We start from the raw sequence: 26,608 nt of genomic DNA on the forward strand, positions 1-26,608 counted from the left end.
GCCCCCGACCTGGTGGAGAACCTCCTGTCGGGCATCCACAGCTGCTGGATCCTCTACGGCCGGCACACCGGCGACCCACGGCCGCACGGCCACACCGGCGCGTTCCTCGCCGACCTCCGGGAGGAGGCCGCGAACCGCCGCGAGACCCTGCTCTGAGGAGCGGGCCTCGCGGCGGGCTCTACACGGCTTCACGGGCCGCCACCATCCGGGCGCCGAGGGCGCGGGCGGCGATCACCATGGCCGCGGTGGCCAGCACGATGTCCTTGAGGATGTACTGAGCCTCCAAGGTGGGCGGCCCGCCGGGGAACATGTCGGTGAAGAACAGCGCCAGCGGCGCCAGGAACCCGACCATGGCGCCCGCCATCAGCACCAGCCCCGTCTTGAGGAAGCGCCCGGTGGGGTCGTCCTGGCCTTCGCCTGGCCCTGAGACGAAATCGTTGGAGGACACCTGCTCCGGCATTACGCGGCATTCGACCGTGTGGCGGGGGAGGCGGGCAAAGCTGGCCGAGACAGGTTCCCGGCACACGAAGCAGGTTTCTCATGGTGGGACGATCCCGCGCCGCGCTGGCCTCCGCCGCTCTGATCACCACGGCCGTCATCGCGCCGCCCGCCCACGCGACCGGGTCGCAGGCGCGGGTGGTGACGATGGAGCAGAAGCTCGCCGCGCTGGCGGTGCTGACCCAGCCCACCACCTCCAGCGCCATCAAGTGGCGCGCCGCCTGGCAACAGCGGGCCGCCCTCACCGACTTCGGCTTCGACTGGACCAGCGACCTGTGCTCCGGCAGCCTCGACATGCCGCTCACCTTCGACTTCCGCATGCCCTGCCGCCGGCACGACTTCGGGTACCGCAACTACCGGAACGTGGGCCGGTTCGCCGAGCACAAGGCGCGCGTCGACAGCGCCTTCCTCTTCGACATGCGCGCCGTCTGCGCCCGCGTCAAGGGAGTCCGAGAGGCGACCTGCCGCGGCATCGCCTGGTCGTACTACCAGGCCGTCCGCCGCTTCGGCAGCCTCGCCCGCGTCCACGACACCGCCGGGGTGCCCGGCCGCTGAGTCGTCCGGCCGCCTCAGCCCGGTCGCCGTTCCTGGTGCTCAGCGACGGCGACCTGGAGGCCGGCAACGTCCTCCTCCCCGCGGACGATCCCGACGCCCGCCTGATCGCCTTCGAGTTCGCCGCCTTCCCCCACGCCCTGCGCGACGCCGTCCCGTTCCCTGTCCCAGGCCCCGCCTGGCCGACGGTCGGCGCACCCCGATCGGCGCCCCACCCCGCCGACCTCTACCGCCAGGCCCTCGCACCGGCGTGCCCGACGCCGTCACCGACCTCGCGGCCCTGCCCCCGTCCGCACCGCGCTCCCGTTGAGGCCGGTTTGCGGTGGAGTGCACTCCAACTCCTACTGTTCTTCCCATGACCAGCGCCACGCCGCTACCAGCGGAAACGCTCAGCATCACCGAAGTGGCGGAACGGACGGGGCTGTCCCCCGACACCCTCCGCTACTACGAGAAGGCCGGGCTGATCAGCCCCGTCGGCAGGTCCACGTCCGGAAGGCGCCGGTACGCCGCCGCCGACATGAACTGGATCGACTTCCTGCTGCGCCTGCGCGACACCGGCATGTCGATCGCCGACATGCAGCGCTTCGCCGAGCTGCGCCGCGGCGGCGCGGCCACCACCGCCGACCGGCTGGCCATGCTCCGCGAGCATCGCGTCCGCCTCCACCGGCGGATCCACGGCCTGCAGGTCAGCGGCCGCGCGCTGGACGACAAGATCGACCACTACGAGCGCCTCCTGGAGGACACATGAACGCCGACGAAACCTACGAACGCGGACTGGAACTGCTCCAGCAGGTCAACGGCGAGACCGGGCAGCAGGTCATCGACTCCCTGGGCGACGTCTCTCCCGCACTCGGTAACCAGATCGTCTCCTGGGCGTACGGCGAGATGTACGCCCGAGAGAACCTGCCCCCGCGCGACCGCCAGCTGGTCACGCTCGGCGTGCTGACCGCGCTCGGCGGCTGCGAACCCCAGCTGGAGGTGCACATCAAGGCCGCGCTGAACGTGGGCCTCAGCCCCGCGGAGGTCGTCGAGGCGCTGCTGCACGCCGCCGTCTACTGCGGCATGCCCCGGTCGCTGAACGCCACGTTCGTCGCCAAGAAGGTCTTCGCCGAACGCGGCCTGCTGCCCGTCACCTCTTGACGACCATCTTCGAGGGGTCGACCAGGAGCAGACCGAGGATGCCGACGACGGGAAGAAGGGTGAGCTGCCAGAGGCCGGCGCCGCCCCAGCCGAGTGAGCCCACCAGGCGGGCGAACAGCAGCCCGGAGAACGCGGCGGCGACGTAGTAGGTGAACATGAACAACCCTGCGCCGCGGCCCACACTCTCCGGGCGTACGGCGCGCTGCATGGCCGTGGAGCAGTTGGTGAACAGGAAGCCGCTGGCGAACGTCCCCATCAGGAAGGAGAGCACGTACTGCGCCGAGGGCGTGGTGGCGACCCGGTACATCAGGTACGCGGTGACGGCGGTGGCGACCATCGCGAGCATGAGGAGGCGGGCCTGGTTCATCCGGTCGCCGAGCCATCCGGCGGGCAGGGCCATCATGGCGCCCAGACCGCCCATGGACACCGCGAAGGCCGCCTGGTCCGCGGTGAAAGCGAGCGCTTCGCGAAGGAAGGTCGGGTACAGCCCCAGATACCCGTAGAACACCAGCCCGGACACCGCACAGGCGATCCCCACACCCAGAGTGTTGCGGTTGTACGGGGACGCCGGCACGTGGTCGTACGTCCCCGCGGCCGGGGCGGCGGCGCCGGTGACGGCCTCGGTCATGTTGCGCGACACGGTGACCGCGATGAGCAGGCTCATCAGGAGACCCGCGGCGGCGAACACGAAGAACGGCGCCCGCCACGTCCCCCAGCCCTCGGCGAGCTCGGACCCGACGAGCGGCCCGAGGAACACGCCCAGCCCGAACGCCACCCCCACGACGCCCGCCGCCAGCGCACGCCGGTGGAAGAAGAACGCCCCGATCGCCGCGTACAGAGCGGTGGCCTGGACGCCCTCGCCGATCCCGGACACCAGCCGGTAGACGCTCATGTCCGCGAACCCGACGGCCAGCGGGATCGCGAGCGTGCCGACGGAGTAGACCAGCACGCTGACCAGGATGATCGCCTTGCGGGAGAGCCGGTCGGCCAGATAACCGGCCGGTGGCCCGGCGAGCGCCAGCCCCAGCGTGAACCCGGTGGCGAGCAGCCCGCCCTGTTCGAGGGAGAAACCCAGCTCGGCACGGATCTCGGGCAGGAGCGGATAGAAGATCTGCCGGTCCATCGCGTTGAGCATGTACGAGGCGCACAGCACCGCGAACCCGATCGCGATCGAGGTCTTCGTCAGGGAGGTCGTGGGGGAGGTGTCGCCCGGGGAATGCCCGGTGGTGCTGCTCATTCAGCGCTCCTCTGAGCTGGGGGGCAGAGGCTGGACGGGACCACCGGACATTCGTCCGTACAGCGGTCGCACGCGAGCTGGCCTCAGCATGATCCGCCCTCGGACACGTGTCAAGCTCTCATCGGGAGCCTTTTCGGACGAATGTCCGCAAGGCGAACAGCCTTGGGCGTCGCCGCTCGTCCCACTGTGGCGATTACCTGCGGACAGCCCACTGCCCGGCGTCGGCGTCACTGCCGCTCTTGGGTACCGGACACTTCCCACAGCCGTACGGTGTGGTCGCTGCCGGCGCTGGCCAGCAATGTCCCGTCCAGGTGGAAGGCCACTGCCCGGACGTCAGCGGTATGGCCGGTGAGCGGGCCGCCCACCGGCTGCCGCGTTTCCGTATCCCACAACCGCAGCGTTCTGTCGTCGCTCGCGGTTGCCAGCAGACTCCCGCCGGGTTGGAAGGCCAGCGCCATGACGGCATCGCTGTGCCCGATGAGCGGATCACCGACCTGCCGTCCGCTGGTGGTGTCCCACAACCGCACCATCCCGTCGTCGCTGGAGGCGGCCAGTACCGTCCCGTCAGGGGAGAACGCCAACGCTCTGACAGGACCGGTGGCCCCCAACAGGGGACGACCGGTCGACTGAGCCGTCTCGACGTCCCACAACCGCACCACCGTGTCGTAGCCTCCCGCGGCTACCAGGTCTCCACCTGGCTGGAAGGCCACCGCCCGCAGCGGAGTGTGGCCGGCCAGGACATGCCTGGTGACGGGGGCGGCGACAGTTCGCTCGGCAAGACGCGGCCGGTCAGCGGTGGTGAGTCGTTCGACCAGCGCCGCCAGCTCGTCGCGCTCGCGTCGTACGGCCTTCAGACGAGCCCGCAAGCCGGTGATCCGCTGACGCAGTGGCTGCTCGGCCTCCGGCGGATCGCTCTTCCACAGCTGTACCGAATCGTTGCCGGCACTGGCCAGGAGCACGCCGTCCGGGTGGAAGGCGACTGCTCTGACGGGACCGACGTGGGGGACGAGCGGGCCGCCAACCTGCTGCCCTGTGGAGACATCCCACAGGAACACACCCTCGTCGCGATCGGCGCAGGCCAGCAGGTGCCCGTCCGGATGGAACGCTACCGCGACGATCCGGGCGGTCCTGGCCGTGAGCGGGGCGCCCTCCGTCCGCCAGGTCCTCGTGTTCCACAGGCGTACGGTGCCGTCGTAGCCGGCGCTGGCCAGCAGATGTCCGTCGGGGTGGAACGCCAGCGCTCGCAGGACCGCCGGATGGTCGGTCAGCGGCGCGCGCACCGGCCGCCGAGTCAGGGCATCCCAGAGCCGTACGGTTCTGTCGTAGCCCGCGCTGGCCAGCAGGTGGCCGTCCGGATGGAACGCCAGCGCCCACACACCGGCGGTGTGGCCGGTGAGCGGCTCGCCCACTGCCTGTCCCGTGGTCGCGTCCCACAGGCGTACGGCTTTGTCGTCACCCGCGCCGGCCAGCAGATCCTTGTCCGGGTGGAAGGCGATGTCTCTCACCACGGCGAGGGTGCGGTCGCCGAGCCGCACTGTGGGCCGACAGCGCCGCTCCTCGTCCTGCCGCACAGGGCTCACGAGATCGGGCTCAGGAGCGGGTGCCGGCTCCTTCCGCTCGGCTCGGGCGGCCAGCCACAGGGCGTGTAAGGTCCGGACGTCGCCGTTGAGCGCTTCGACGACGAGTTCCAGGTTGTTCCACCGCGGCAACTTCTTGCAGCGGATCACCGCATGTGCGGTCGTGTGACTCATGGCGTGCGTCTGGGAGGCCAATGTACGAAAGCTCGGTTCGCCCGCCTGCAGATACAGGTCTCCCAGGCGAGAACGGAGGATCACCAAGGCGTCCTCGTGCTCGCCGAGTGGACTCCGCCACGTCATGCCTCCGATCATCGCAACGCGTTGCGAGCGGAGTGGCAGAAATTGTCAAATCTGCCGGCCCGCTGTCAGCTGACGTCCTTCTTGGTCAATTCATGTCAGAGCTTGGCAGAGATCGTCAATGGGGCTCGTACGGCCCCCATCCTGGTCGTGAGCCACGGCATTCCGGCCGCCGGCGGGCCCCTTCTCAAGAAAGCGGGCTCTTCGTCCTCATGAAACGGCATTACGATCATGTTGAACCTGACCACGTTCGCCGTGCTTGGCACGCTGCTGCTGATCACCCTCGCGTTGGTCCATCTGTTCTCGGCGGATTCCGGCCGCCGCTCTCGGGCCCTGCGACTTCTGAGGCTTCTTCTGCGCCGTTGATCGGTGCACGGCGCCCGTGGACGGGAATTCCGCTTCACGCGGGAAACAACTTCTGCGATGGCCGCGAGGGGGAGGCCACATGGTGGGTTGAAGGCGAGCCCGCACGAGCAGGCCGTGGCCGTTCCAACGGCGCACCCGATCAAGCTCTGGCAACGTCTCCTGGGACGAGTCTCCCGACACAGGCGTGGCAGCGTGCGACGCGTTGCCGCGCCGCCCTGGAGTACCGGAGCGTGAGAATGCCGGAGCAGCAGCTCACCGGGCGCCCGGCCGCGCCGTGGCCCGTCATGGCCGCCGCACTGCTGGGCCTGGCCGCAGCCGTCCTGTGGCTGGTGGGCACCTAACGCCTAGTTCCGCGCCGCGCAGCGGCGCCACCCGTAGCCTTCAGAAGGAGAAGCCGCCGGGGCGGGCGTTGCGGTCGGCGATGAGGCCGGCGAGGGTGGCCAGGGCGATCTCGGCGGGCGTACGGGAGCCGATGTTGAGCCCGATGGGCCGGTGCACGCGGGCGATCTCCTCCGGCGGCACCCCCAGGTCGGTCAACGCCCGCACGTGCGGCCCGGTGTGCCGCGGGCTGCCCATGATGCCGATCCACCGGGCCGGCGACTTGAGCAGGTCGCGCAGGACGGGCCCGATCTCCGCGCGGTGATGGTCGGTGAGCACCACGTCGGCCGTGGCGTTCACGTGGTCGCCGATCTCGGTCACCGCCGTGAACCCGTCGAGGCGCCTCTCGGGGTCGGGCTCCACCAGCACCGTACGGAACCCCAGGTCGGCCCCGAACTTCAACAGGAACCCGGCCACCGGCGAGGCGAAAACCGCCACGAGCGTCCGCACGCTCTCCTTCTCGGGACCGCCCCCGTGGGCGACCTCACACGCTGGATCTTCGTCATGCATGTGCGTCATACCCGCACTCTGACATCCCGGGCCGCCCACGACCAAGCAGGGGTGCCGGTAAGAAACGTGTCATGAGCCCCAAACGGCGTTGATCTTGCTGTGACTTGGCTGGTCGATGCTCGGTGGTCATGAAACCCCCGGCCCGCCATTGCTGAGCTGCGACGCCGGCTGGCCACGGCGGCCGGGCCGTACGAGATGCTGACGCTGCTCGAGGAGGAGCTGATGCGACGGCTGTGCGAGACCGCCGGTCTGGGGCTGGTCCGCCATACGAGCAGCGTCATCGCGGCGACCAGCGGGGCGGTGGCGATCGGCGACCTGAGCGTGGCAGCCGGTGTCAGCAGCACTCATCTGGCACAGCGGTTCAAGGAGCTCATCGGCGTCACGCCGAAGTGGCTGGCCCGCACCTACCGCTTCACCGCCACCGTGTTCGCGATCGACCCCGCCGGACCGATCGACTGGGGCGACCTCGCCGGTGGCGCAGGCTACTTCGACCAGGCCCACTTCGGCCACGAGTTCCGGGCGTTCGCCGGGCTCACGCCGACCCGGTACGTCGAAGTCGGGCGGCGGTTCCTGCGCGAACATCCCGGCCACGCGCTCGCGCAACGACGTCACCCAGCTCCGCCCACTCCTGGACGCCATCCCCAAGGTGCGCGGCAAGCGCGGCCGCCCACGGCAACGCCCCGACGTCGTCCTCGCCGACCGCGGCTACGATCACGACAAGTACCGAAACCTCGTACGCGAGCTGCAGATCCGCCCACTGATCGCCCGCCGCGGCACCGAACACGGCTCCGGCCTCGGCAAACAACGCTGGGTCGTCGAGCAGACCTTCGCCCTGATGCACGCCTTCCGCCGGCTGCGCATTCGCCGGGAAGTCCGCGCCGACATCCATGAGGCCTTCCTCAAGCTGGCCCGCGCTCATCTGCTGGCGACGCCTGTCCTCATTGCGTTAGCAGTTCTTAGCGCAGGCAAGACGGTGGGGGCCAGCACCTTGTGCGAGGCCCTCGACCCGAACAAGCCGGTCCGGCTGCCGACGCTGAAGGTCGTCACGGCCTTCATCCACGGTTGCGGCGGTAGCGAGGAGGACGTGGCCGTTTGGACGACGGCCTGGCGCCGCATGGATGGCCAGGGCCACCCCCAACGTCAGGCAACTGCCCGGCGACAACCGGCGACAGGCCGGCTAGCCAAGATCATGAAGGGCGCGGTCCGCGACGGTCCGCGCCCTTTTTCGGGCCCAGCCGAGATCCCATCGCCCACCGCTCGGGGCGGTCCTGTCGGTGCCGCCGCGTACAACGGCATCATGGACACTCTCGGTGTGGTTCTTACCGCTCGGTCGAACCGGGGTCTGAAGTCGGAGGAGTTCGATCGTCAGGTCGCCATGCTCAAGCCGTTCATGGACTGGGACGCGCCCTCCTGGACCTGGTGGGCACGGATCCCCGGCTCACGCACCGAGCACGTCACCAAGGTCATCAACACCCTGTTCGAGGCCGCCCGCCTGTACGGGACCGCCGTCACGGTGCAGCTGGCGCCCGCGGAGCGGGCCGATGAGGCCGCCGCGGGCGGCTGACGGAGCGCCGCTCTACTGATCGTTAACCTGCGGGAATCCTGCTTCCCGCAGCAGATCCCACCCGAGTGGGCGGTTCGCCGTAGCCTCGGGAGTTCCGGATGATCGCGGTCACTGGCCGTCCAGGGCCGGTCGGCCGCCTTCCTGGCCGCTGCGGGCGCCCGGTGCGGGGTCGGCGTCCCCGTTCGCTTCGCTGCTGCCCGGCTCGATGATCCCGGTGGCGCGGCGGCCGGCGGTCGAACCGGCCCTGAGCTGCGGATCCTCCGGTTGCGGGCGGTCGAAGGTGGGGCGGGCCTCCTTCCAGTGGCCGCGGGTGAAGTCGGGCACCTTGACCGGGCGCAGGCGGCCGGACCTCAGCGACTCGTGGCTGAGCGGGATCACCGAGCACCACGCCGCCGAGTCGTAGACGTCGATGTCGGGCGTCATGCCGAGCCGCATCAACTGGACAAGGCGGAAGATGGAGACGAAGTCGCCGCCGCCGTGCCCGCCGTATTGGTCGGCCAGGCTTTCCAGCAACGGCCATAACCAGTGGTCGTACTGCTGGCGGATGGTGGTGTAGGCGCTGCCGGTCCGCCACGTGTGGTCGTTGTGGCCGAGCGATTCGAGGTAGACCCGGGCGTTGTCGAGCTCGATCGACCCACGCGTGCCGGTGAGCGTGGTCTCCCTGGTGTACGGGTGGGGGGAGTTCACGTCGTGCTCGACCCGGATGAACCGGCCGCGGACGGTGGTGACGAAGCAGGTGTGCCGGTCGCCCGAGATGTACGGCCTGTCCTGCCAGGACGAGTGGTCCGGGGCCACCCGCGGGTCCTCCTCGCGGAACAGGGCCAGCGCTTTGGGCAGGGAGGCCACGGCGACCAACTCGTCGAAGCGGTCCCCGCGGTTGATGCCCATGGCGGCCGAGACGGGCCCCAGGCCGTGCATCGGGTAGTGCAGGGCGTTCATCCGGGTCTGCCAGCGCCGCCGCCAGTACTCGGGGTGGTAGGCGCCGCCGAACAGGTACGGCCAGCGCAGGTCGTGGATGTAGCCGCCGGAGCCGTGCTGCAGGTCGCCGAAGAGCCCCGCCTGGACCATGTTGAACATCTGCAGCTCGGGACGGAAGTAGTTGACGTTCTCCAGGAGCATGCAGTGCTTGCGGGTCCGCTCGGACGTGCGCACCAGGCTCCAGATCTCGTCCAGGTGCGGGGAGATCGGCAGCTCGACGGCGACGTGCTTGCCGTGCTCCATGGCCGCCCTAGCCTGCGGGTAGTGCCATTCCCACGGGGTGGCGATGTAGATCAGGTCGATGTCGTCGCGCTGGACGAGCTTGAGGAAGTCCTGCTCGCCCGCGGAGTAGCCGACCGGTTCGACGTCCTGGAAGCCCTGCTGCATGATGCGGGCGATGGTGCGGCTGACCCGTTCCGGACGGATGTCGCACACGGCGGTGACGGTGGAGACGGCGCCCCAGCGCACGTCCTGGCTCCCGCCCCGGTTGCCGAGGCCGATGAGCCCGACCCGGACGTTCTCGAAACCCTCGAACGGCACGTTCACCATGCTGCGCTCGCCCTGGGCGCGCGGCGGTACCCAGGCGGTCGAGGCGTCGGCGGTGCCGACGCCGGCGACACCCGTGGCGGCGCCGAGCGAGATGCCGGACCTCAGCAGGTCACGGCGTGAGGGGACGTAGCGGTGCGGATGGGCCACAGCGATCACTCCCTGCTCGTGGACGGTGATGGTGCATGGCGCTTTCCCCCCGGTAGTGGGCAGTATCGATCGTCCGCTGCCGGGGGGCAAGAGGCGCCGCGCGGGAGCGGGGGGCGCCCGGGTGTCGCGCCAGGGGTTACGGACGCGGTCTTGATCAGCGGCAGCACCGACGGCATGGGCCGGGCCCTGGCCTCCACCTACCTGGATCGAGGCGACACCGTGGTGATCATCGGCCGCGATGCGGCCAAAGCGGCCACGCTGCCCGGAGCCCACTTCATCCCCACGGACCTGAGCCTGCCCAGCGAGAACAGAAGAGTTCTCAAGGAGATCAACGCCCGCTACGGCTCGACCCCGCTGGACGTCGCTGACGTCCCCGGCGTCGTCGTCGCGGGCGTCACGATCGACGCGGGTCTGGAGGAGTCGCCGGTGCTGCTCCGCGTCGGCAAGCCGCACGGCGAGCGGCCGAGCGCGCCCGACGACCCTCTCGGACGTGTACTTCCGCGTCGGCGGGCCGCACGTCGGCAAGACCGGCGTCGCGCTGGAGGCCAACAGCGACAACGTGCTCATCGACCACGCCTGGGTGTGGCGCGCCGACCACGGCGTCGAAGGCTTCACCGACCCCGAACGCTGGAACACCAACATCGGCCGCAACGGCGTCGTCGTCAACGGCGACAACGTGACCGCGACAGGGCTGGACGCCGGGCGTCAGACTGCGCCACATCATGACGGTCAACCTCGACGCCGGCACGATCGACCACGTCGTCAACGGCGTCGGCGAAGCGGCCGACACGACGCGGGTCGGCTCACCGGTGTACGTCCTCGACTATCCCTAGCCGCAAATCTTCACATTCTGTGTCAGGTGTGATCAGCTTCTGGCGTACCCCCTCATAAGTGGAGAAGAAGACGTGCGACGCCCCGCTCTGCTCGCCTCGATCACCGCCGCCGCCACCGCGCTCGTCCTCAGCGCCCCCGGACCCGCGTCGGCGATCAACTCCTACAACTCCGAGCCGGCGCCCGAGCGTACGGAGGTCGGGGCGCTCATCGTCCAGTCCGACGGCGACCGCGACCCCGCCACGCCGGACACCGTCCGATGGAGCTGCACGGGCACGATGATCGCCAGGGACGTCTTCCTCACCGCCGCCCACTGCACCGTCGGCCGGCCGCCCGGCACAAAGTTCTACGTCTCCCTCGCCCAGGACGCGCAGGCCGAGATCGACGCCTCGACCGCCCAGGGCGGAACGCCCGACCAGATCGCCGCCCGCGTCGGCGTCCAGGGGGTCGCCCACGCCGATCCCGGCTACCCCGGCAACCAGGCGGACTCCCACGACATCGCCGTCATCAAGCTGGACGCCGGCCAGAGCGCCGAACTCGCGCGCCGCTGGTCGTTCGTCCCCGCGACCCTGCCCCGGAACGACCAGCTCTCCGAACTCGGCTCACGCGCCCTCGACGCCCAGGACTGGCTGGTCGTGGGATACGGCAGCCAGGAGGCGGTGACCGGCCCCGGCGGGCACACCCACCCGGGCGGCGGCGTGCGCAGGAAGGCCCCGGTCGACTTCAACGCCCTCAACAAGACGTGGGTCCGGCTCGCGATGAACGAGAGCCGCGAACTCGGCGGCGCCTGTTACGGCGACTCCGGCGGCCCGAACTTCGTCACGCTCGACGGCGACCTGGTGCTCGCCGCCACGACCATCAGCGGCGACATCCCCTGCTACGCCACGAACGTGGTTTACCGCACCGACACCACCGGCGCCCGGAACTTCCTCCAGCAGTTCGTCACAATGTCATGAGGGTTTCCTGATCGAGGGCCTCCCGTAACGGTCATTTTGTGTTCGCAAATCTCTATTTATAGAGAAATGTCGCTTTCGCTCGTCCCTGCCGCGCTCTCCCCGCAACAGACGAACCGGGGGAGCAAGATGGGCCGGCTATCGCGGCGCAGCATGGTGAAGGCCACGGCGGCGGTCGCCGCGGTGGGCGCGGGACGGCTCGCGCTGGGGCCCCAGCCCGCCGCGGCGGCCGGCGCTCCCGGCCGCCCGATCTCGATGGCGATGCACATCCACGCGTCCTGGAGCGAGGGCGTCAACTGGTTCAGGCCCGAGATCACCATGCCGGCGTTCGCCAAGCCGCAGACCGGGCCATGGGCTGCGACATCCTCGAGGTCGGCTACCCCAGCCGCGGCGGCGTCGACGTCGACCGGCACTCCCAGCTGTGGGACGTCTGCTCCCTCTTCCTCACCGGAACCGGCGTCAGCGACGACCACTCCGGACAGGACTGGCTCGGCCAGGAGTCCAACTTCGTCACCTGGGCGCACTCGCCCAGCCGCGAGCTCGCCGACCTGCTCGCCGCCCTGGCCTCGGGACGGGTCTTCTTCGGCGACCCCGCCCGGTTCTCCGGCGTCATCGACCTCCAGGTGGACGGCGGTGCTCCCATGGGGTCCGTCACCACATCGGCCGCCGCGACCCGTGCCGTACGGGCCATCCTCACCGGGCTGCCCGCCGGCGGCGTCGTGCGCATCGTGCAGGGAACGGTGGACCTCGCCGGACCCGCCAAGCCGGAGCCCGGGACCACGTTCACCGAGATGCCGGCCTACGCGTGGTCCCGCGGCTACGTCGACCTTCCCGTCGACACCCGCTCACCCCGTTTCGTGCGGCTCGAGGTGCGGGACAGAACCGGGCGGGTCATCGCGCTGTCCAACCCAGTATGGCTGTTGCGCGACGTCCCGGCCGGCGGCATCCCGGCGGCCCGGAGCTGACCCTTGGGACCCCTCCCGGGGCGCGGCCGGTAAAAATGCGTCACATCCGCGCGATCTACGCGGATGTGACAAAAAGCAGCGCCGCCCCCGAAGAAGGAGAAGCCCGTGAACCGGCTTGCCCTCAGCTCCCTCGCCCTCGCGTGCGCACTGGTCGCGGCCCCGGCCCTCGCCGCGACCCCGGCCGCCGCCGCGCCGACCCTCCGGGGCTGCTACGACGGCAAATGCCAGTTCACCTTCACCAAGCCGGTGAAGTTCCGCGTGGCCAAGAAGTACGGTCTCGCCTGGGTACGCGTGGCCAAGGTGTGGAGCGACTGGGCCGGCACGGACGTGATCCAGGTGACGGTGCCCAACGGCAACGTCCTGATGAGCGAGGGCGCCAGCGGCTCCGCCAACAAGCTCAATTTCCGCGTCGTGTCCATCACGGACCAGGGCGCCAAGATCCGCTTCACCGGCTGACCATGGGCATCCCCGCGGAAACGGGGATGCCCAGCTGAGAACGGCTGTCAGTCGACGACGATGGCTCCCGGGGGCAGCGGCGTCGCCCCGTCGGTGTCGTTCACCGTCACCGTGAACTTCTTCGGCTCGCTGATGTTGCCCGCGGCGTCGATGGCCCGGTACTCGACCGTGTGGTCGCCGTAGCCCGGCTTGAAGTCCGGGTAGAACTGCTCGAACGGCGCCTTGGTCAGACCGCCGGTCCCGAGGTTGCCGTACGCGATCTCCTTGATGACCGTGCCGGACGGCGTGAACCGGTACGGCGTTCCCTCGGGCGCGTCCGGCCAGCCGTGGTAGTTGAACCAGCCGTCACCGTCGAGCCGGAACTCGATGACGACGTAGCCCTCCTGGTCGTCCGTCGCCTCCAGCCCCATCTCGAACCACTCCTTGAACTCGTAGTGCGGCGCACGCGAACCCTTGGCGGGGGCCGAGGAGACCGGGTCGGACAAGTCGTACGTCACCTCGGGCACGACGTTGTCGACGGTCCAGGTGAGCGTGTCGGTCGGGGAGCCGGGCACCGCCGGGTCGGACACCGTCGCCGTCAGCTCGTACGTGCCGGGCTTCAGCTTCAGCTCGCCGAGGTCGAGGTTGCGGCTGTTCCTGGTCCTGTTGACGTTGAGCGGCTTGCCGTCGATCGCCCAGGTGACGTCCAGGACGCGGTCACGCGGGTGGGTGGTCTCGACGTAGACGACGTCCTGGCCGCCGACGGGGTGGGTGGTCGCCGTCGACGACGTGAACTCGACCGCGGACGGGCTCGGCGTCGCCGGCGCCGCCCCCTCGGCGATGACCCACTCACGGGTCTGGGCGAGCGCGCCGCCGTCGGCCACGGCGGGGTCGCGCACGTCCTCGGTGTCGTCGGACACGGTGACGGTGACGGTGTCGCCCGGCCGTACGTGCTGCTCGTCCAGGTCGAAGTTGCGGCTGTTCCTGGTGCTCTTGACGGGCTTGCCGTTGACCGCCCAGGTGACCGTGAGTTCGTGGTACAGCGGGTGCATCGTCTCGACCCAGAGCACGTCTCCCGCGTACACCGGCTGGTCGGTCGGCGTGGAGTGCACCGTCATCTGGGCGACGTCGCGCCGGCCGGAGATGCGCTCGATCATCCGCTCGCGGCCGACCTGGTCGAAGTGGAAGCCGATCCAGCGCATGATCGAGTGTTCGCTCGGCCGCCACACGTTGGACGAACGGGTCAGGCCGCTCTCGTACCGGCCGATGGTCCCGCCGGACAGGCTCTCCTCACCCAGCCAGCGGAACCACTTGGCCTGCTGCTCCCGCATCTCCTCCTCGGTCAGCCGGGTGTGGTGGATCGACGACGGCTCACTGTCCGGGTGCCGGCCGCCGGGGACGTTGCGGGCGCTGTACGGGTACTCGTCCTGCAGTCCGCCGAGCGAGTGGCCCAGCTCGTGCGGGCTGACCAGCGGGCCCTGCGGCGCCTGCCCGGTCGTCGTGGCGTTGCGGCCGCCGATGCCGCCGTACGTGCTGGTGTTGGCGATCGTCAGCGTCTGCCGGTTCTGCGCCGTCACCCCCGGGATCATCGAGACGTACTGCTCCAGCGCCTGCTGACCACCGGCGCCGAACGTGACACCGCGGGCGTTCGGGTCGGCGGGGCAGGTGGCCGCGTACTGCAGCTTCAACGGCGTGTCGCGGCGAACGTTGCCATCGTCGGGATCACAGCTGATGCCGGACACCCCCGACACGACCTCGATCATGTACACGTTGAAGTAGTCGCGGTAGCTGCGGAACGGCTCGATGCTCCACTGCACGTTGAGGTGCCGCTCCACATCGTCGCGGAACTGCTGCATCTCCTCGGCCGTGTAGCCGTCGCCTAAAATGATCAGGTTCAGCCGGTCCTGCGGCGGTCCGGTCACCTGCAACGGCACCACCGTCGCCGACCCGACCTCCTCCGCCGCCGCGACCGCCGGCGGCGCTCCCGTCAGCAACATCCCCATCAGCCCGAACGCCCCCACGGCGGCTGCGACCTTCCGCTTGGCCATGGTCACCTCACCCTCACTTGCGAGAGACGGCCAGCCACGCGGAGAGCGAGCCTCGGTCTCCCAGAGGGACGCTAGCCACCATGCATCGGGACATCACCGGACAGATGACGGATATTCCCCCACCCTTTTCCATCGTCTGCAGGAACCACAGCGCCACCATGCCGTCGCCGTCGTACCAAGCTGTCCTCCACGGCGACCGCCGGCTCGGTCATGAGGGATCTCGGTCCTCCTCGTCGCCGTGCAGGAAATCCTCGAACGTGGGGCGGCGGTCCGCCCAACGCGACCACACGATCAAGGCCGCCCATCGGAAAGGGAGGAGAACGAGATCGAGCAGCCGGCGACCCGCACGGGCTCCAAGCCCAAGGGCCAGTTTGACGAGAGCCCTGAGCGTTTCCCAGGGGCGTGACAGAGCCACCAAGACGAACATCAGGATCATGTTCCCGAGGCTCATCCCCCCGAAATCGTCGGGGTCGTCCCGCTCCTTCTCCTCCCTCACGGCGCGCAGCCGCTGAAGGCCGAGGGCATGAACGTGCTCCTGTGCGTCATGGACACTCCCGAGCCTGGGCATCGGTGACGAAGATCGGAACGCGCCCCAAGCCTACGTCGGTGAGACGCCGCCCTCGAGCTCGGATATGGCGAGCATCGGTACACCGCTCGGTGTCGCTCGGGCCGCGCGTCGTACCCACCTGCCGGGGTAGGAGCGGCACATGGGTTCCATCCTGGTGGGAACCGCGTCCTGGACCGACAAGACGCTGCTGGAGTCGGGCTGGTATCCCCGTGACGTCACCTCCGCGCAGGAGCGGCTCGGCTACTACGCCAGCCGGTTTCCGCTGGTGGAGGTGGACTCCTCTTACTACTCGCCACCGGCGGAGAACACCGTCTCCCTGTGGCGCGATCGCACCCCCGCCGGGTTCACCTTCGACGTCAAGGCGTTCTCGCTGCTGACGCATCACCCCACCCGGCCCGGCGCGCTGTACAAGGACCTGCGGGAGCGTATCGGGGAAGCGAAGAAGAACGTCTACTTGCGCGATCTGGACCGCGATATCGCCGAGCAGGTGTGGGACAGGTTCCTCGCCGCGCTGGCGCCGCTGCGCGAGGCGGGCAAGCTGGGCGCGGTGCTGTTCCAGTTCCCGCAGTGGTTCCCGATCGCCCGGAGCAACAAGCAATACATCGTGGAGTGCAAGGAACGCTGCGCTCCGGTGCCGATCAGCGTGGAGTTCCGCAACCACACCTGGATGAGCGAGGAGAACCAGGCCGAGACCCTGGGCTTCCTCCGCGAACACGAGGTGCCGTACGTGAGCGTGGACATGCCGCAGGGCTATCCCACCTCGATCCCGCCCGTGCTGGCGGCCACCGGCGGCCTGGCAGTCGTGCGCTTCCACGGCCATTCGGCCAAGTGGACCAGCAAGGACGTCCATGAGCGGTTCGGCTACCTCTACGCCGAGGACGAGCTCCGGGATTGGGCGCCCAAGTTGCGGCGGCTCGCCGAGGACGCCGAGACCACGCACGTCCTCATGAACAACTGCTACCGAGACCACGCCCAGGTCAACGCCGCCCAGCTCGCCCGCCTCCTTGCCCACGCCTGACCGGCGTCGCCCCAGCTCACCGGGTACGTCGTAGGGCATGCCGGAAGGACACCTCATCCACCGCCACGTCGCCGCGCAGCACGCGGACCTCGCCGGCCGGGCGGTGCGCGCATCCGGGCCGCAGGGCCGGTTCGACGCGCGGCCGTGGGACGGGCGGGCGCTCACGGATGTGGAGGCAGCAGGCAAGCACCTGCTCTACCACTTCGAGAACGCGCCCACCGTGCACGTGCATCTGGGTATGCGAGGGATCTTCCTGCGGTACGACGACCCCGGCACGCCGCCGCGGGCCGGGACCCGGCTCCGGCTGGCGACCAACGAGGTGGCGTACGACCTCATCGCCCCGTCCCGCTGCGAGGCGCTGTCTCCGGCGCAGGTGGCGGCGCTGCGGGAGTCGCTCGGGCCGGATCCGCTGCGCTCGGACGCGTTCCCGGACGAGGCCATCACCCGGCTGATCGCCTTCCGCGGGCCGGTGGGCGCGGCCGTGCTCGACCAGAAGGTGTGGTCCGGGATCGGCAACGCGTGGCGGGCCGAGCTGCTGTTCCTCGCCGGCCTCCATCCGAACGCCCGCGACCTTTCTCCTGGCACCGCAGGGCGGCTCTGGGACATCGCGGTCACGTACCTCGCGCTCGGCCGGGACGCCGGCCAGGTGGTCAGCGACCCGGGCGCGCCCTCGGAGCGCTGGGTTTACCGGCGCGAGCACTGTCGCAGGTGCGCTGCACCCGTACTGACCTGGCAACTTGGCGGCAGGACCGCCTACTGTTGTCCCCTGGATCAGCCGGAGCAGCGTCGACCGGTCTCCCCGGCGTCCGGAGCGTAGTTCCCAACCGGCATCGATCGACTCACGGCGACGAACCATCGAGCCGACGAAACACGGCACAACCGTGCAGCGCGGTGATCTCCTCCCAGCGCGGACCGATGACTTCTGCGATCCCGGGAAGTCAGCACGGTAGAGCGACGAGTCAGGTGATGACGAGTCAGGTGATAAGGAGAGGAACCGCCATGTCGACGATCGATCTGGAGTCCGCTGCCCGCGAGGTGGTGCGCCTGTTGGACGGTGTCACCGAGGATCGGATGGACGATCCGACGCCGTGCGCTGACACCTCGGTCGCCGCACTGCTCGACCACCTCATGGGCCTGTCACTGGCGTTCACCTGGGCGGCCCGGAAGACACCCCCGCCCGAAGACGCGCCACGGCCGGGAACGGAGAGTGCCGAACGTCTCGATCCGCAGTGGCGCACGCTGCTTCCACGGCGACTCGACGAGCTGGTGGAGGCCTGGCGCGACCCGGCCGCCCGGGAGGGGATGACCGAGGTCGGCGGCGTGACGTTGCCCGCCGAGCAGATGGTCGTGGTCGCACTGGACGAACTGGTCCTGCACGGCTGGGACCTCGCCCGCGCGACCGGCCAGCCGTTCACGTGCGCCCCGGCCGACACGGCGGCCGTCCTCGCGTTCACCAGCGAGGCAGCGCGACCGGAGCAGGCAGCCGGCCGGGAAGGTCTCTTCGGCCCGGTGGTCGAGGTCCCCGACGACGCGCCGGCGTTCGACCGCGCACTCGGCTTCGCAGGCCGCGACCCGGCGTGGACCCCCAAGCCGGCGTGACCCTCGCCGTGAGCCCGAAAGCCCAGGTCCTTCGCTATGGCAGGGAACCCCCATGCCGTCCCCTGCCTCCGGCCCTCCGTGCAGATCCAAAAATTTGATCATTCGTGCGAACGGCGTCTGGACGTAGCCGCGTCGAGCATGCCGTGCCCAGGCCCGTGATCATGTCGTCCGCGGTTCGCGGCCGGGGGTGTCTACGGCAGGCGCGCTTTTCGCAGCGTTGTCACACATCCGGGCGCTATCTGGTCTGAGCTGGTGCACGGCCGGATCGGAGCCGGCCGCCGTTACGCGAAGGAAGCCTGATGAACACCGATCACGCTCACGCTCACCAGCTCGAGAACCCCGACAAGAGCGGGCCACCGCCGAAAATCGACGTGGTCGCCACCGTGCCGGGGGCGCCGCCTGCGCCGGACGGGGCCGAGGCCATGACGATCCTGGTCACGTTGCCGCCCAACAGCCCTGGTGCGCCGCCTCACCGGCACTCCGGGCCCGCGTACGGGTACGTGATCAAGGGGGCCATCAACTTCGAGCTCGAAGGGGAACCCGTCCGGGTCGTCCGGGCTGGTGAGGCGTTCTGGGAACCCGGTGGGGACGTGATCCACTACCAGGACGGCAACCACCTCGCCGACGAGGAGTCGGCGTTCGTGGTGATACGATGTTCTGCGCGCCCGGGCAGCCGATGTTGACCGTGGTCAGCCCGGAGGAGTTGGAGGCTCGGCGCGACCGTCGGGCGCCGCAGTCGTGACCAAGGTCTCGTTGACCGCGCTCGCCGGCAGTCTGCTCGCGCAAGCCCGTGAGGCGGACAGCGGTCGCAGCGCCACCACGGTCCACGGTGGACATGATCGTTCCTTGCGGCAGACCGTGATGGCGTTGCGGCAGGGCGAGCACATACACGAACACGAGCATCCCGGCGAGGTGACGGTGCACGTGCTGCACGGGCGGGTGCGGCTTGTCGCCGGGCCTGACTCGTGGGACGGGCTGCCGGGCGATCTGCTGGTCATGCCTGAACGCCGCCACCGTGTGGAGGCCGCGGAGGACTGCGCGTTCCTGTTCACCACCGCACGCTGAAGGTGTAGGCGGGAACCGGGTTCGGTTCCCGCCTTGGTAGTCATGCCGCCGCAGACGATCTCCATCACCCTGAAGCCGGGCATCGCCAGCAGGAACGCCGTCGTGAGGTACGTAGCCCGTTGAACAGGCCCGCTGCAGGGCGCACCCCATGGAGTGCTCAGCCCGTGGCCGGCGCATGACGCCCGCGGGGCGCGGCGCTCGGCAACGACCCGTCCGTCGAGCTTCTCGATGGCGATGCAGCTCCGGCGGAAACTTGTGCGGATGCATCGCCAGGGGCAGCGATGCATCCCGTGAACTGGCTGGGCTCCAGCCGCAAGGGGACCAGTGCACGCGGCAATCTCGTCGGTGAGACTGCCGTGGGGCCGTCGCTTCGGGGCTCGGGTCGTCGGGATGCCTCGCGTCGGAATCGGGCTGGAGTCATGGCCGTGGCAAGGCGGAAGGCGCGTCCGAATGAGGATTCGGAATGAAAGCCGACCGCGGCCGCGATCGATCCGATCGAGTGATCGGTGTCGGTGAGCAGCTCCGCCGCGATCATCATCCTGACCTTGGTCAGGAAGACGCCGACGCGCATGCCGGTGTCGCGGGTGAAATGACGGATGAAGGTGGCACGAGACATGGCGGCGATCTCGGCCAGCTCGGCGATGGTCCATCCGTGGCCGGGGTCACGGATCACCGCGTCCATCGCCGCCTGCATACGCGGGTCATCGATCGCGGTCCATGGCGCCCTGTCGGTGGGCCGCCGGTGGGGTGAGTGCCGGAGCGCCATGGTGAGCAGGACGTCGCAGAGCGAGGACAGGATGACCGCGGTCCCGTGTCCTTCGTTGTCGGCCTCGTCACGCATCAGCGCGGTCAACGCCCGCACGTGTTCGCTCGCCTGCGGGGCAAGGGTGACATGTACGACGTCGGGCAACGTGGCGAAGAGAATGTCGCCCGCTCCGGGCCGGAACGTATAGTGCCCGCAGAACAAGTCCAACAGCCCCCCGCTGCCCGCGGCCCGTGCAGTCGTGAACGCGGCACCGTTCTGCCGGCGAATGCCAGCCTCTGCGCCGGCTCCGCTGTGGACGGTGTGAGCTTGCCCGCGGGCGAGCAGCACCATGTCGCCGGCGACGAGCCGGAGAGTTCTGTCCGCGAGTTCGATCGAGCATTCGCCTTCCAGCACGAGATGGAACGGCACCTCGCCCGTGGGCAGACACCGTCACCGTGGTCACCGGCAAGGCCTCGTTCCTCGATTCCACGACGGTCGAGGTCGCGGCGGGCGACGACCGCCTGACCATCAGCGCCGAGACCATCGTGATCAACACGGGATCCGTGCCCGTGATCCCCGACATCCGTGGACTGCGTCAGAGCGAGTACATGGTGACGAGCACCGACCTGCTCCACACCAAGGAGCTGCCACGACACCTCGCAGTGATCGGGGGCGGTTATCTCGGCCTGGAATTCGCCGCCATGTACCGGCAGTTCGGATCGGAGGTGACAGTTCTCGAGGCGTTTCCCAAGTTCCTGGGCCGCGAGGACGACGATGTCGCGGAAGTCGTCGTCGGCATCCTCCGCGATCAAGGAATCGCTCTCGTCACAGACGCGAAGGTGACCGAGGTCAGGGACGACTCTGCCCACGCCCTTGTCCACTACGAGGTCGACGGGCGTCCGCGGACTCTGGAGGCGGACAAGATCCTCGTCGCCACCGGGCGCGCTCCCGCCATCCAGGGACTCGGTCTCGACAGAGCGGGCATCCGCACGACCGACCGTGGCGCCATCAAGGTGGATGAGCACCTGCGCACGAGCCGGCCGCACATCTACGCGATCGGCGACGTCAACGGCGGACCGCAGTTCACCTACATCTCCCTCGACGACTACCGCATCGTCGCGGACCGGCTTCTCGGAGACGGCACCCGCTCCACGACCGATCGACGGGCTGTTCCGCACACGATGTTCATCACCCCGCCGTTCTCCACCGTCGGCCTCACCGAGACCGCCGCCAGAGAACGTGGCCACAACGTGAGAATCACCAAGAAGCCCGTTGCTCAGATCACGGCCATGCCTCGTGCGCGGATCATGGGCGACGCCCGCGGTTTGATCAAGTTCGTCATCGACGCGGACACCGACCGCATCCTCGGCGCGGCATTGATCAGCATCGATTCCCAAGAAGTCATCAACCTGGTCGCCTTCGCCATGCGTCACGATGTTCCCGCCGGCGAGCTCGGCAACTCGATCTACTCGCACCCCAGCACGACCGAAGGATTCAACGAACTCCTCGGCACGGTCCCGCGCGTGCGGTTGCCGTCGAGCACGGTGAAGCTCGACAACGATTGAGCCCGCGGCGGCTCAGAAACAGCTCGCCGGGCGGCCACTTCATGACATCGTCAGGCGTGGGGCACGCCGTACCACCCGCCCGGCGATCTCCTGCTGATCCAGAGGCTCGCGGTGATCAAGGCCGCCCCCACTTCTGGCCGTCGATCCCGTCCAGGTGGTCACGGATCGCCGAGGCGTCGTCGTACATGCTGACATGGGGATCGCCGTTCACGCTCGGCAGGTCGACGGTCGAGACCGTCCAGCCGTCGTCCCACTACGGGGTCAGGTGTTCCCAGCACCATGATCCATGCCAGCCGCCGTGCACCAGCACCAGCGCACCCCGCCCCAACTCACTCATCATGCTTTTCCCCCGCCTGAATCGGTCATGCCGCCGCCATCGGACAGTTGCGGCAGGTCGTTACGCTATGCACGGCGTCAGGGGCGGGTCCATCCGTCAGCGTCTGTCGTTGTTTCGCGATCGTCCGGGGGAGCTGTGGAGCCGCTCCAACAAGTCCTTTCCCTGCTGAGTGTGGGCTGGCTGTCCACTACACCGCTGCAGGCGGGCGGACGGTACGCGCTCGCGTACGACGGCCGGCTCGACCTGCGGATCGAGAAGGTCGTCACGGGCGGGTGCCCCTACCGTGGAGGTCGCTCCGAGGCCGCCGTCATGGGGTGTGACCGTGGGCCGGCGCGGCGGCCTGCCGCAGCCTGCGATCAGCGGCGCTCCCTGATCAGCGACCAGGCGTAGGGGAGGGAGTCGCGGACGCAGGCGATGAAGGCGGCGTCGTCGATGTCTCCGGCCTTGGCCTGGTCGAGCAGGTCGTGGGGGACCGTGAGCGACATGCCGTCTCGTCTCAGAGGCGGCCACCTCACGCCAGATCGGCGCCGGGTGACGTACCAGTGATCCGAAGGCGACAGTCGTGTAGTGGGCGCCCACGCGTCAGAGGTCGATGTGGTCAGCGTGGTGGAGCGCCTGGGCCAGCAGCGGGCGGACCTGCTCGGGATCAAGTCCAACGGGGGATCGCGGTTGGCCGGATCCCGCGTCATACCTTCTTTCTCGTGGGTGCTGTCGTGTCGAGGGGTACGGCGGCCGACCTGACAAGTCCGAGCTGAACGGACTGGCGCCCCAACACAGCGTCGAGCAGCCAGTCGACGCCGGTCCGGACCCGGTTCCCGGGCATCGAGAGTAGGTGTAGCCGCGAGTGACGATCTTCGCGAGCCAGCCGGACATCGGGATGTGGAACGGGTTGGCCGCCGCCTGGGACCCGCCGAGGTCCACGACGAACCCGAGATCGTGGTGCTTGTACTCCCGTACGCGTCCGTGTCCGAGCGACGCGGCGACGTTGCGGCCGGCGAGCGTGCCCTGGCGGCTCGCGTGCTGCGCCGTCATCGCCGTGACCTCGCCGGGCCGGGTGACGTCGGGGACGGCCGCGGCGTCACCGCAGGCGAACACGTGCGAATGTCCCTGGACCGCGAGCGTGGTGTCGACGACCAGCCGGCCGCGTTGCGTGGCGAAGCCCGAGGCGTTGACCAGCGGGTCGGGCCGGACGCCGACACACCACGCGAGCGTGCGGGTCGGGACGAACTCTCCGGTGGTGAGCCAGACGCCGTCGGTCGTCGCCTCGCGCACCGACGTGCCCGTGAGCACCTCTACGCCGCGTGAGCGCAGCACGCGGTCGGCGGAGCGGGAGAGCCTCGGGTCGAGCTCGGGCAGCACCTTCGGTGCGAGGTCGAGCAACAACCAGCGCACCTTCTGGCCGGCGAGCTCGCGGCGGCGCGTGTGATGACCCGGGTCAGCAACGGCCCCTGCGCGGCGACCTCCGTCCCGGTGTAGCCGGCACCGACGACGACGAACGTGCACCGGGCGTCTCGCTCCTTCGGGTCGTCGCTCGCGGCCGCGAGCTCCAGCTGGCGAATCACATGGTCGCGCAGGTACAGGGCTTCGGCGACCCCGCGGAAACCGTGCGCGTGCTCGGCGACCCCCGGGATCGGCAACAGCTTGTTGACGCTGCCCGCAGCCACGATCAGCCGGTCGTACCCCAGCTCGTGCGGCTTTCCCTCCGGGTCGGTGTACGACAGGCGCTGCTCGTCCGGCGCAATCGTGGTCACCTCACCGAGGGCGAGCCGTACCCCGCGAAGCGTGCCCGGGATCGACACGGTGACCCGCCGCGGATCGATGACCGCCGTCGTTACCTCCGGCAGCAGCGGCAGGTAGAGGAAGTAGTCCGTCCGGTTCACCAGGACGATCTCGACATTGGACCTGCGCGGCAACGCGCGCAGCAGCGCTCGGGCCGCGTTGTAGCCCGCGAAGCCCCCACCGACGATGACGACTCTCGTCGGGTTACCGCTCATTGCTCAACCTCTCTCCACCGGCAACCCGATGCCCCTCGACCAAGACGGCCGTCGCCGTTTCCCGCTGCAAGCATGTCTCCGAGGCTCGCCGGGTTCCGACCGGCAATCTGGGACCACTCTGGCTCCCCGGCCGGGGTCCACTTCCATGCGCCCGGATCACTGAAGGAGCCGAACCAGCGCGTCCAGTGCCCCCGGCCACGCGCTGGGGCGGCCGGAGCCGATCGCCTGCCGGAAAGCCTCCATGAGGCTGTGTCGCGTCGCGCCGACGATCCGATTCATGTGCAGGTCCACGTCGATCCGGTCAGTCGCCGACGTGGTAGCGGCTCGTGATCGCGACCCGGTTGAAGGAGTTCATCACCGTGGTCAGCCAGGCGACAGCCGAGATCTGATCCGAGGTCAGCACGTCGGCGGCAGCGTCGTAGTCCTCGTCGCTGACGTGCCCGACCGGCACCAGCGTGATCGCCTCGGTCAGGCGGAGTGCGGCGCGGTCATGCTCGGAGAAGTAGGCGGATTCGGCCCATGCGGGCAGAACAGCGATTCGGTCGGGGTTCTCGCCCTTCTTGAGCGCGTCGCGGGTGTGCATGCGCAGGCAGAAGGCGCAGCCGTTGATCTGCGAGGTACGGATCCGGATCAACTCGACCAGGAGCGGGTCGAGTCCCGCCGCCGCGGCGTTCTTGTCGGCCTCCATCGACAAGGCGATGAGAGCCTTGTAGGCGGTTGGGTGCTGTTCACCGATGTTGGTGCGGGGGCCGTTCGTCATGATTTTCTCCAATTCGGTCATCTGATGCGGGAGTGGCGTCATGAGCTGCCACGAGTGGTGGTCGTCGGTCTCGCGTTGGCTGGGAAGTCGACAACCGCCGAGTGAACGTCTTGCCTTTCATGTTCGGGAGGGCCTGCTGGAACAGCGGCTTGAACGCTTCAGCAGGACGCCAGGGGGTCGAAGTCGCGGTCGAGGGGGCTGGCGGGGGCGTCCCGGTCCGTGGACGAACAGCCCGTGGCCGGCGCCAACGCGGCCCCAGCCAACAGTGCACCGGCCGTACGGATTCGGGTCGCGCCAGTCTCCTGATCAGTTTTCATGGACGCGGATGATGGTCTTGCCTCCGGCGCGCGTCCCCGGGGCGAACGCGATGGGTGCTTCAGCCAGCGGCCGGACAGTACCCACCGGCGGATGTAGCTTCCCGGCCCGCAGCCGGTCGGCGAGATCGGTGAGACGGGCGCGATCGGGTTCGACGACGAAGAAGACAGATCGGCCGTCGACAGGCTGGACATCCGGCTGGGTGACGGTGACGAGAGTGCCACCGGGCCGGACCAGGTGGGCCGACCGATCGAGGACCTCCCCGCCGATCACGTCGAACACGAGATCGACCGCGCCCATCTCCTCCAGCTTCTCGGTCTCAAGGTCGAGGAAGGTGTCGACGCCGAGCTCATCCGCCCGCTCGCGGTGCGACGACCGGCCGGTGCCGATCACTCGGGCGCCGGCCTCGCAGGCCAGCTGTGCGGCGATTGATCCCACGGCACCGGCGACGCCGTGGATGAGCACGGTTTGGCCGGAAGCCAGGCGGCCGTGATCGAACAGGCCCTGCCAGGCGGTCAGCCCGGAAATCGGCAGCGCGGCAGCGGTGGTGTGGTCCACGTCCGCCGGCAACGGCGCCAGGTTGCGCGCCTCGACCGCGACGTACTCGGCGAATGCTCCGTTGCGGGTGAAGTCGGCGAGGCCGAACACCCGTTGACCGACGCTGAAGCCGGTTGCCCCATGCCCCAGTTCGGCGACTACGCCGGACACCTCGTGGCCGGGAATGCTTGGGGTTCGGTCGTGGCCGGCGCGGTCGTACCAGGTGGCGGGCCAGTCAAGCTCCCCCGGTGTGCAACCTGCGGCGTGTACGCGGACGATGACGTCGTGCACGGTCGCCTGCGGGTACGGCATGTCCGTGAGGGCCAGTCCTGCGAGACCGGCCTGGCGGTCCCGTACCGTGATGGCTTGCATACAGCCCGCTCCTTCGTCTCCCGTACTGCGTTTTCGCCAGGGAGACGAGGTAGCTCCGCCGAGTGTGACAGCTCAGATCCGAAGGAGTTTGTCCGGGTTGATGACCCTGCGGTATGCCGTGATCAGACCATCCGTGATCTGCACCGTGTCGACCGAATAGACCGTGCCTTCGCGGCGGAACACGAGGGCGAGCTCGCCGCCGACCTCGACGAACTCGATGCGATCAGGACGCCACTGCCGCCCGACTCGCACCATGACCTCGGCGACGCGCACACCACCGCGGATGAGCTTGCGCGCCGCAAACGCCTTACCTCCACCGTCGGTAACGTAAACAACCTCCGGGTGCAGCAGTTCGACCAAGCCGGCCAAGTCGCCGGCCTCGTAGGCCGCGCGGAACGTCGCCAGGACCCGTTCACGCTCCGCCTTCGGCGCCTGCGGCACCGTCTGCTTCTCCTTGGCAACCCGCCGTCGCGCCCGCGAGGCCAGTTGCCGAGCGCCGGCCACAGAGACATCGAGCACCTCGGCGATCCGGCTGAATTCGAGATCAAAAACGTCATGCAGCACGAAAGCCACCCGCTCCGGTACTACATCCGTAGATCTTGATTCGTTTGGCTCCGCCACGGGATGTAGTTGCTTCATCGTCAGTGCGTGACATGCGCTCTGACCTACGATCTTGTCGTGTCCTGGGATACGGAACTGACCGCGCTG

General features: G+C 69.2%; 30 protein-coding genes and 1 pseudogene. 17 read left to right on the top strand and 14 right to left on the bottom strand.

Annotated elements, in window-relative coordinates; all coding sequences use genetic code 11:
• Positions 1-178: 178 nt before the first annotated feature.
• Positions 179-460, bottom strand: a complete 282-nt coding sequence (locus tag E1286_RS29955; RefSeq protein ID WP_187368240.1) for a hypothetical protein — start codon at positions 458-460, stop codon at positions 179-181.
• An 80-nt stretch (positions 461-540) separates the two neighbouring features.
• Here E1286_RS29955 and E1286_RS29960 point away from each other — a divergent pair, with 80 nt between their 5' ends.
• The 4 genes from E1286_RS29960 to E1286_RS29975 are packed head-to-tail and all read left to right on the top strand — an operon-like array spanning position 541 to position 2,190.
• Complete coding sequence (locus E1286_RS29960; protein WP_132617844.1) at positions 541-1,053, top strand: phospholipase; 513 nt, start codon at positions 541-543, stop codon at positions 1,051-1,053.
• Between the two features lie 35 nt (positions 1,054-1,088).
• Complete coding sequence (locus E1286_RS29965; RefSeq protein ID WP_132617846.1) at positions 1,089-1,409, top strand: hypothetical protein; 321 nt, start codon at positions 1,089-1,091, stop codon at positions 1,407-1,409.
• On the top strand, positions 1,406-1,798 hold the full coding sequence (locus E1286_RS29970; protein ID WP_132617848.1) for a MerR family transcriptional regulator: 393 nt from the start codon (positions 1,406-1,408) through the stop codon (positions 1,796-1,798). The genes E1286_RS29965 and E1286_RS29970 overlap by 4 nt, the downstream gene beginning before the upstream one ends.
• Positions 1,795-2,190, top strand: a complete 396-nt coding sequence (locus E1286_RS29975; RefSeq protein WP_132617850.1) for a carboxymuconolactone decarboxylase family protein — start codon at positions 1,795-1,797, stop codon at positions 2,188-2,190. The genes E1286_RS29970 and E1286_RS29975 overlap by 4 nt, the downstream gene beginning before the upstream one ends.
• Here E1286_RS29975 and E1286_RS29980 read toward each other — a convergent pair.
• Together E1286_RS29980 and E1286_RS29985 are read right to left on the bottom strand one after the other, a co-directional pair.
• On the bottom strand, positions 2,180-3,427 hold the full coding sequence (locus E1286_RS29980) for an MFS transporter (RefSeq protein ID WP_132617852.1): 1,248 nt from the start codon (positions 3,425-3,427) through the stop codon (positions 2,180-2,182). The two genes, E1286_RS29975 and E1286_RS29980, sit on opposite strands and share 11 nt — an antisense overlap.
• A 227-nt stretch (positions 3,428-3,654) precedes the next feature.
• Complete coding sequence (locus tag E1286_RS29985) at positions 3,655-5,178, bottom strand: WD40 repeat domain-containing protein (RefSeq protein WP_165969976.1); 1,524 nt, start codon at positions 5,176-5,178, stop codon at positions 3,655-3,657.
• Positions 5,179-5,532: 354 nt separating this feature from the next.
• Between E1286_RS29985 and E1286_RS51415 the strand changes: the two genes are divergently transcribed.
• Positions 5,533-5,667 carry a hypothetical protein gene (locus E1286_RS51415; protein ID WP_281282774.1) on the top strand — a complete coding sequence of 45 codons (135 nt, stop codon included), beginning with the start codon at positions 5,533-5,535 and terminating at the stop codon, positions 5,665-5,667.
• 381 nt (positions 5,668-6,048) lie between these two features.
• Here the strand turns inward: E1286_RS51415 and E1286_RS29990 are convergent, their stop codons facing one another.
• The gene (locus E1286_RS29990) at positions 6,049-6,495 is read right to left on the bottom strand and encodes an XdhC family protein (RefSeq protein WP_246075321.1); all 447 of its coding nucleotides are present in this window, start codon (positions 6,493-6,495) and stop codon (positions 6,049-6,051) included.
• A gap of 282 nt (positions 6,496-6,777) precedes the next feature.
• On the opposite strand from E1286_RS29990, the pseudogene E1286_RS52185 reads away from it, so the two are divergent.
• Positions 6,778-7,047: pseudogene (locus E1286_RS52185) on the top strand (helix-turn-helix transcriptional regulator); the annotation flags it as partial.
• A gap of 154 nt (positions 7,048-7,201) precedes the next feature.
• On the top strand, positions 7,202-8,119 hold the full coding sequence (locus E1286_RS52190) for a transposase (protein WP_425464777.1): 918 nt from the start codon (positions 7,202-7,204) through the stop codon (positions 8,117-8,119).
• A gap of 108 nt (positions 8,120-8,227) precedes the next feature.
• Here E1286_RS52190 and E1286_RS30000 read toward each other — a convergent pair whose 3' ends face one another.
• Complete coding sequence (locus E1286_RS30000; protein ID WP_132617860.1) at positions 8,228-9,793, bottom strand: Gfo/Idh/MocA family protein; 1,566 nt, start codon at positions 9,791-9,793, stop codon at positions 8,228-8,230.
• A gap of 150 nt (positions 9,794-9,943) precedes the next feature.
• Here E1286_RS30000 and E1286_RS30005 point away from each other — a divergent pair, with 150 nt between their 5' ends.
• From E1286_RS30005 to E1286_RS30020, 4 genes are all read left to right on the top strand, one after another.
• Positions 9,944-10,519 carry a Rossmann-fold NAD(P)-binding domain-containing protein gene (locus E1286_RS30005; RefSeq protein ID WP_246075324.1) on the top strand — a complete coding sequence of 192 codons (576 nt, stop codon included), beginning with the start codon at positions 9,944-9,946 and terminating at the stop codon, positions 10,517-10,519.
• 179 nt (positions 10,520-10,698) lie between these two features.
• The gene (locus E1286_RS30010) at positions 10,699-11,580 is read left to right on the top strand and encodes a trypsin-like serine protease (protein ID WP_132617862.1); all 882 of its coding nucleotides are present in this window, start codon (positions 10,699-10,701) and stop codon (positions 11,578-11,580) included.
• A 347-nt stretch (positions 11,581-11,927) separates the two neighbouring features.
• Positions 11,928-12,542 carry a CehA/McbA family metallohydrolase domain-containing protein gene (locus E1286_RS30015; RefSeq protein ID WP_132617864.1) on the top strand — a complete coding sequence of 205 codons (615 nt, stop codon included), beginning with the start codon at positions 11,928-11,930 and terminating at the stop codon, positions 12,540-12,542.
• A gap of 105 nt (positions 12,543-12,647) precedes the next feature.
• Positions 12,648-12,998, top strand: coding sequence for a hypothetical protein (locus tag E1286_RS30020; RefSeq protein ID WP_132617866.1), 351 nt, complete (start codon positions 12,648-12,650; stop codon positions 12,996-12,998).
• A 47-nt stretch (positions 12,999-13,045) separates the two neighbouring features.
• On the opposite strand, the gene E1286_RS30025 is transcribed toward E1286_RS30020, so the two are convergent.
• Complete coding sequence (locus E1286_RS30025; RefSeq protein WP_223190524.1) at positions 13,046-15,025, bottom strand: M64 family metallopeptidase; 1,980 nt, start codon at positions 15,023-15,025, stop codon at positions 13,046-13,048.
• Between the two features lie 208 nt (positions 15,026-15,233).
• The gene (locus E1286_RS30030; RefSeq protein WP_132617869.1) at positions 15,234-15,593 is read right to left on the bottom strand and encodes a hypothetical protein; all 360 of its coding nucleotides are present in this window, start codon (positions 15,591-15,593) and stop codon (positions 15,234-15,236) included.
• A gap of 139 nt (positions 15,594-15,732) precedes the next feature.
• Between E1286_RS30030 and E1286_RS30035 the strand changes: the two genes are divergently transcribed.
• The 5 genes from E1286_RS30035 to E1286_RS30055 all read left to right on the top strand — a co-directional run bounded on the left by E1286_RS30035 (position 15,733) and on the right by E1286_RS30055 (position 19,275).
• Positions 15,733-16,611, top strand: a complete 879-nt coding sequence (locus E1286_RS30035) for a DUF72 domain-containing protein (protein ID WP_132617871.1) — start codon at positions 15,733-15,735, stop codon at positions 16,609-16,611.
• Positions 16,612-16,648: 37 nt separating this feature from the next.
• Complete coding sequence (locus tag E1286_RS30040) at positions 16,649-17,428, top strand: DNA-formamidopyrimidine glycosylase family protein (RefSeq protein ID WP_132617873.1); 780 nt, start codon at positions 16,649-16,651, stop codon at positions 17,426-17,428.
• 182 nt (positions 17,429-17,610) lie between these two features.
• Positions 17,611-18,210, top strand: a complete 600-nt coding sequence (locus E1286_RS30045; protein WP_132617875.1) for a TIGR03086 family metal-binding protein — start codon at positions 17,611-17,613, stop codon at positions 18,208-18,210.
• Between the two features lie 299 nt (positions 18,211-18,509).
• Positions 18,510-18,893 carry a cupin domain-containing protein gene (locus E1286_RS30050; protein WP_223190526.1) on the top strand — a complete coding sequence of 128 codons (384 nt, stop codon included), beginning with the start codon at positions 18,510-18,512 and terminating at the stop codon, positions 18,891-18,893.
• Positions 18,894-19,056: 163 nt separating this feature from the next.
• Positions 19,057-19,275, top strand: a complete 219-nt coding sequence (locus E1286_RS30055) for a cupin domain-containing protein (RefSeq protein ID WP_246075327.1) — start codon at positions 19,057-19,059, stop codon at positions 19,273-19,275.
• A gap of 157 nt (positions 19,276-19,432) precedes the next feature.
• On the opposite strand, the gene E1286_RS30060 is transcribed toward E1286_RS30055, so the two are convergent.
• Positions 19,433-20,449, bottom strand: a complete 1,017-nt coding sequence (locus E1286_RS30060) for an AraC family transcriptional regulator (protein WP_281282776.1) — start codon at positions 20,447-20,449, stop codon at positions 19,433-19,435.
• Between the two features lie 26 nt (positions 20,450-20,475).
• On the opposite strand from E1286_RS30060, the gene E1286_RS30065 reads away from it, so the two are divergent.
• Positions 20,476-21,585 (top strand): dihydrolipoyl dehydrogenase family protein, encoded by a 1,110-nt coding sequence (locus E1286_RS30065; protein WP_223190528.1) that lies wholly within the window; start codon positions 20,476-20,478, stop codon positions 21,583-21,585.
• A 693-nt stretch (positions 21,586-22,278) separates the two neighbouring features.
• Here the strand turns inward: E1286_RS30065 and E1286_RS51420 are convergent.
• The 6 genes from E1286_RS51420 to E1286_RS30090 form a co-directional block, all read right to left on the bottom strand.
• The gene (locus tag E1286_RS51420) at positions 22,279-22,407 is read right to left on the bottom strand and encodes a hypothetical protein (RefSeq protein WP_281282777.1); all 129 of its coding nucleotides are present in this window, start codon (positions 22,405-22,407) and stop codon (positions 22,279-22,281) included.
• 97 nt (positions 22,408-22,504) lie between these two features.
• Entirely contained in the window at positions 22,505-23,305 is an 801-nt protein-coding gene (locus tag E1286_RS51425) for an NAD(P)/FAD-dependent oxidoreductase (protein ID WP_223190530.1), read from the bottom strand.
• Entirely contained in the window at positions 23,215-23,916 is a 702-nt protein-coding gene (locus E1286_RS51430) for an NAD(P)/FAD-dependent oxidoreductase (RefSeq protein ID WP_223190532.1), read from the bottom strand. Before E1286_RS51430 ends, E1286_RS51425 begins: the two co-directional genes overlap by 91 nt.
• A 301-nt stretch (positions 23,917-24,217) precedes the next feature.
• The gene (locus tag E1286_RS30080; protein WP_132617883.1) at positions 24,218-24,676 is read right to left on the bottom strand and encodes a carboxymuconolactone decarboxylase family protein; all 459 of its coding nucleotides are present in this window, start codon (positions 24,674-24,676) and stop codon (positions 24,218-24,220) included.
• 306 nt (positions 24,677-24,982) lie between these two features.
• Complete coding sequence (locus tag E1286_RS30085) at positions 24,983-25,900, bottom strand: NADP-dependent oxidoreductase (protein ID WP_132617885.1); 918 nt, start codon at positions 25,898-25,900, stop codon at positions 24,983-24,985.
• Between the two features lie 72 nt (positions 25,901-25,972).
• Positions 25,973-26,473, bottom strand: a complete 501-nt coding sequence (locus E1286_RS30090; RefSeq protein ID WP_223190535.1) for a sigma factor-like helix-turn-helix DNA-binding protein — start codon at positions 26,471-26,473, stop codon at positions 25,973-25,975.
• Between the last annotated feature and the right edge of the window lie 135 nt (positions 26,474-26,608).

It is taken from the genome of Nonomuraea terrae, from assembly GCF_004348995.1.
Taxonomy (GTDB): Bacteria; Actinomycetota; Actinomycetes; order Streptosporangiales; family Streptosporangiaceae; genus Nonomuraea; species Nonomuraea terrae.

Coding starts and splice junctions, on each gene's coding strand:
- E1286_RS29955 (WP_187368240.1), bottom strand. CDS start 460: ATGCCGGAGCAGGTGTCCTCCAACGATTTCGTCTCAGGGCCAGGCGAA.
- E1286_RS29960 (WP_132617844.1), top strand. CDS start 541: ATGGTGGGACGATCCCGCGCCGCGCTGGCCTCCGCCGCTCTGATCACC.
- E1286_RS29970 (WP_132617848.1), top strand. CDS start 1,406: ATGACCAGCGCCACGCCGCTACCAGCGGAAACGCTCAGCATCACCGAA.
- E1286_RS29975 (WP_132617850.1), top strand. CDS start 1,795: ATGAACGCCGACGAAACCTACGAACGCGGACTGGAACTGCTCCAGCAG.
- E1286_RS29980 (WP_132617852.1), bottom strand. CDS start 3,427: ATGAGCAGCACCACCGGGCATTCCCCGGGCGACACCTCCCCCACGACC.
- E1286_RS29985 (WP_165969976.1), bottom strand. CDS start 5,178: ATGAGTCACACGACCGCACATGCGGTGATCCGCTGCAAGAAGTTGCCG.
- E1286_RS51415 (WP_281282774.1), top strand. CDS start 5,533: ATGTTGAACCTGACCACGTTCGCCGTGCTTGGCACGCTGCTGCTGATC.
- E1286_RS30015 (WP_132617864.1), top strand. CDS start 11,928: ATGGGCTGCGACATCCTCGAGGTCGGCTACCCCAGCCGCGGCGGCGTC.
- E1286_RS30025 (WP_223190524.1), bottom strand. CDS start 15,025: ATGGCCAAGCGGAAGGTCGCAGCCGCCGTGGGGGCGTTCGGGCTGATG.
- E1286_RS30030 (WP_132617869.1), bottom strand. CDS start 15,593: ATGCCCAGGCTCGGGAGTGTCCATGACGCACAGGAGCACGTTCATGCC.
- E1286_RS30035 (WP_132617871.1), top strand. CDS start 15,733: ATGGGTTCCATCCTGGTGGGAACCGCGTCCTGGACCGACAAGACGCTG.
- E1286_RS30040 (WP_132617873.1), top strand. CDS start 16,649: ATGCCGGAAGGACACCTCATCCACCGCCACGTCGCCGCGCAGCACGCG.
- E1286_RS30045 (WP_132617875.1), top strand. CDS start 17,611: ATGTCGACGATCGATCTGGAGTCCGCTGCCCGCGAGGTGGTGCGCCTG.
- E1286_RS30050 (WP_223190526.1), top strand. CDS start 18,510: ATGAACACCGATCACGCTCACGCTCACCAGCTCGAGAACCCCGACAAG.
- E1286_RS51420 (WP_281282777.1), bottom strand. CDS start 22,407: ATGTCGCTCACGGTCCCCCACGACCTGCTCGACCAGGCCAAGGCCGGA.
- E1286_RS51430 (WP_223190532.1), bottom strand. CDS start 23,916: ATGAGCGGTAACCCGACGAGAGTCGTCATCGTCGGTGGGGGCTTCGCG.
- E1286_RS30080 (WP_132617883.1), bottom strand. CDS start 24,676: ATGACGAACGGCCCCCGCACCAACATCGGTGAACAGCACCCAACCGCC.
- E1286_RS30085 (WP_132617885.1), bottom strand. CDS start 25,900: ATGCAAGCCATCACGGTACGGGACCGCCAGGCCGGTCTCGCAGGACTG.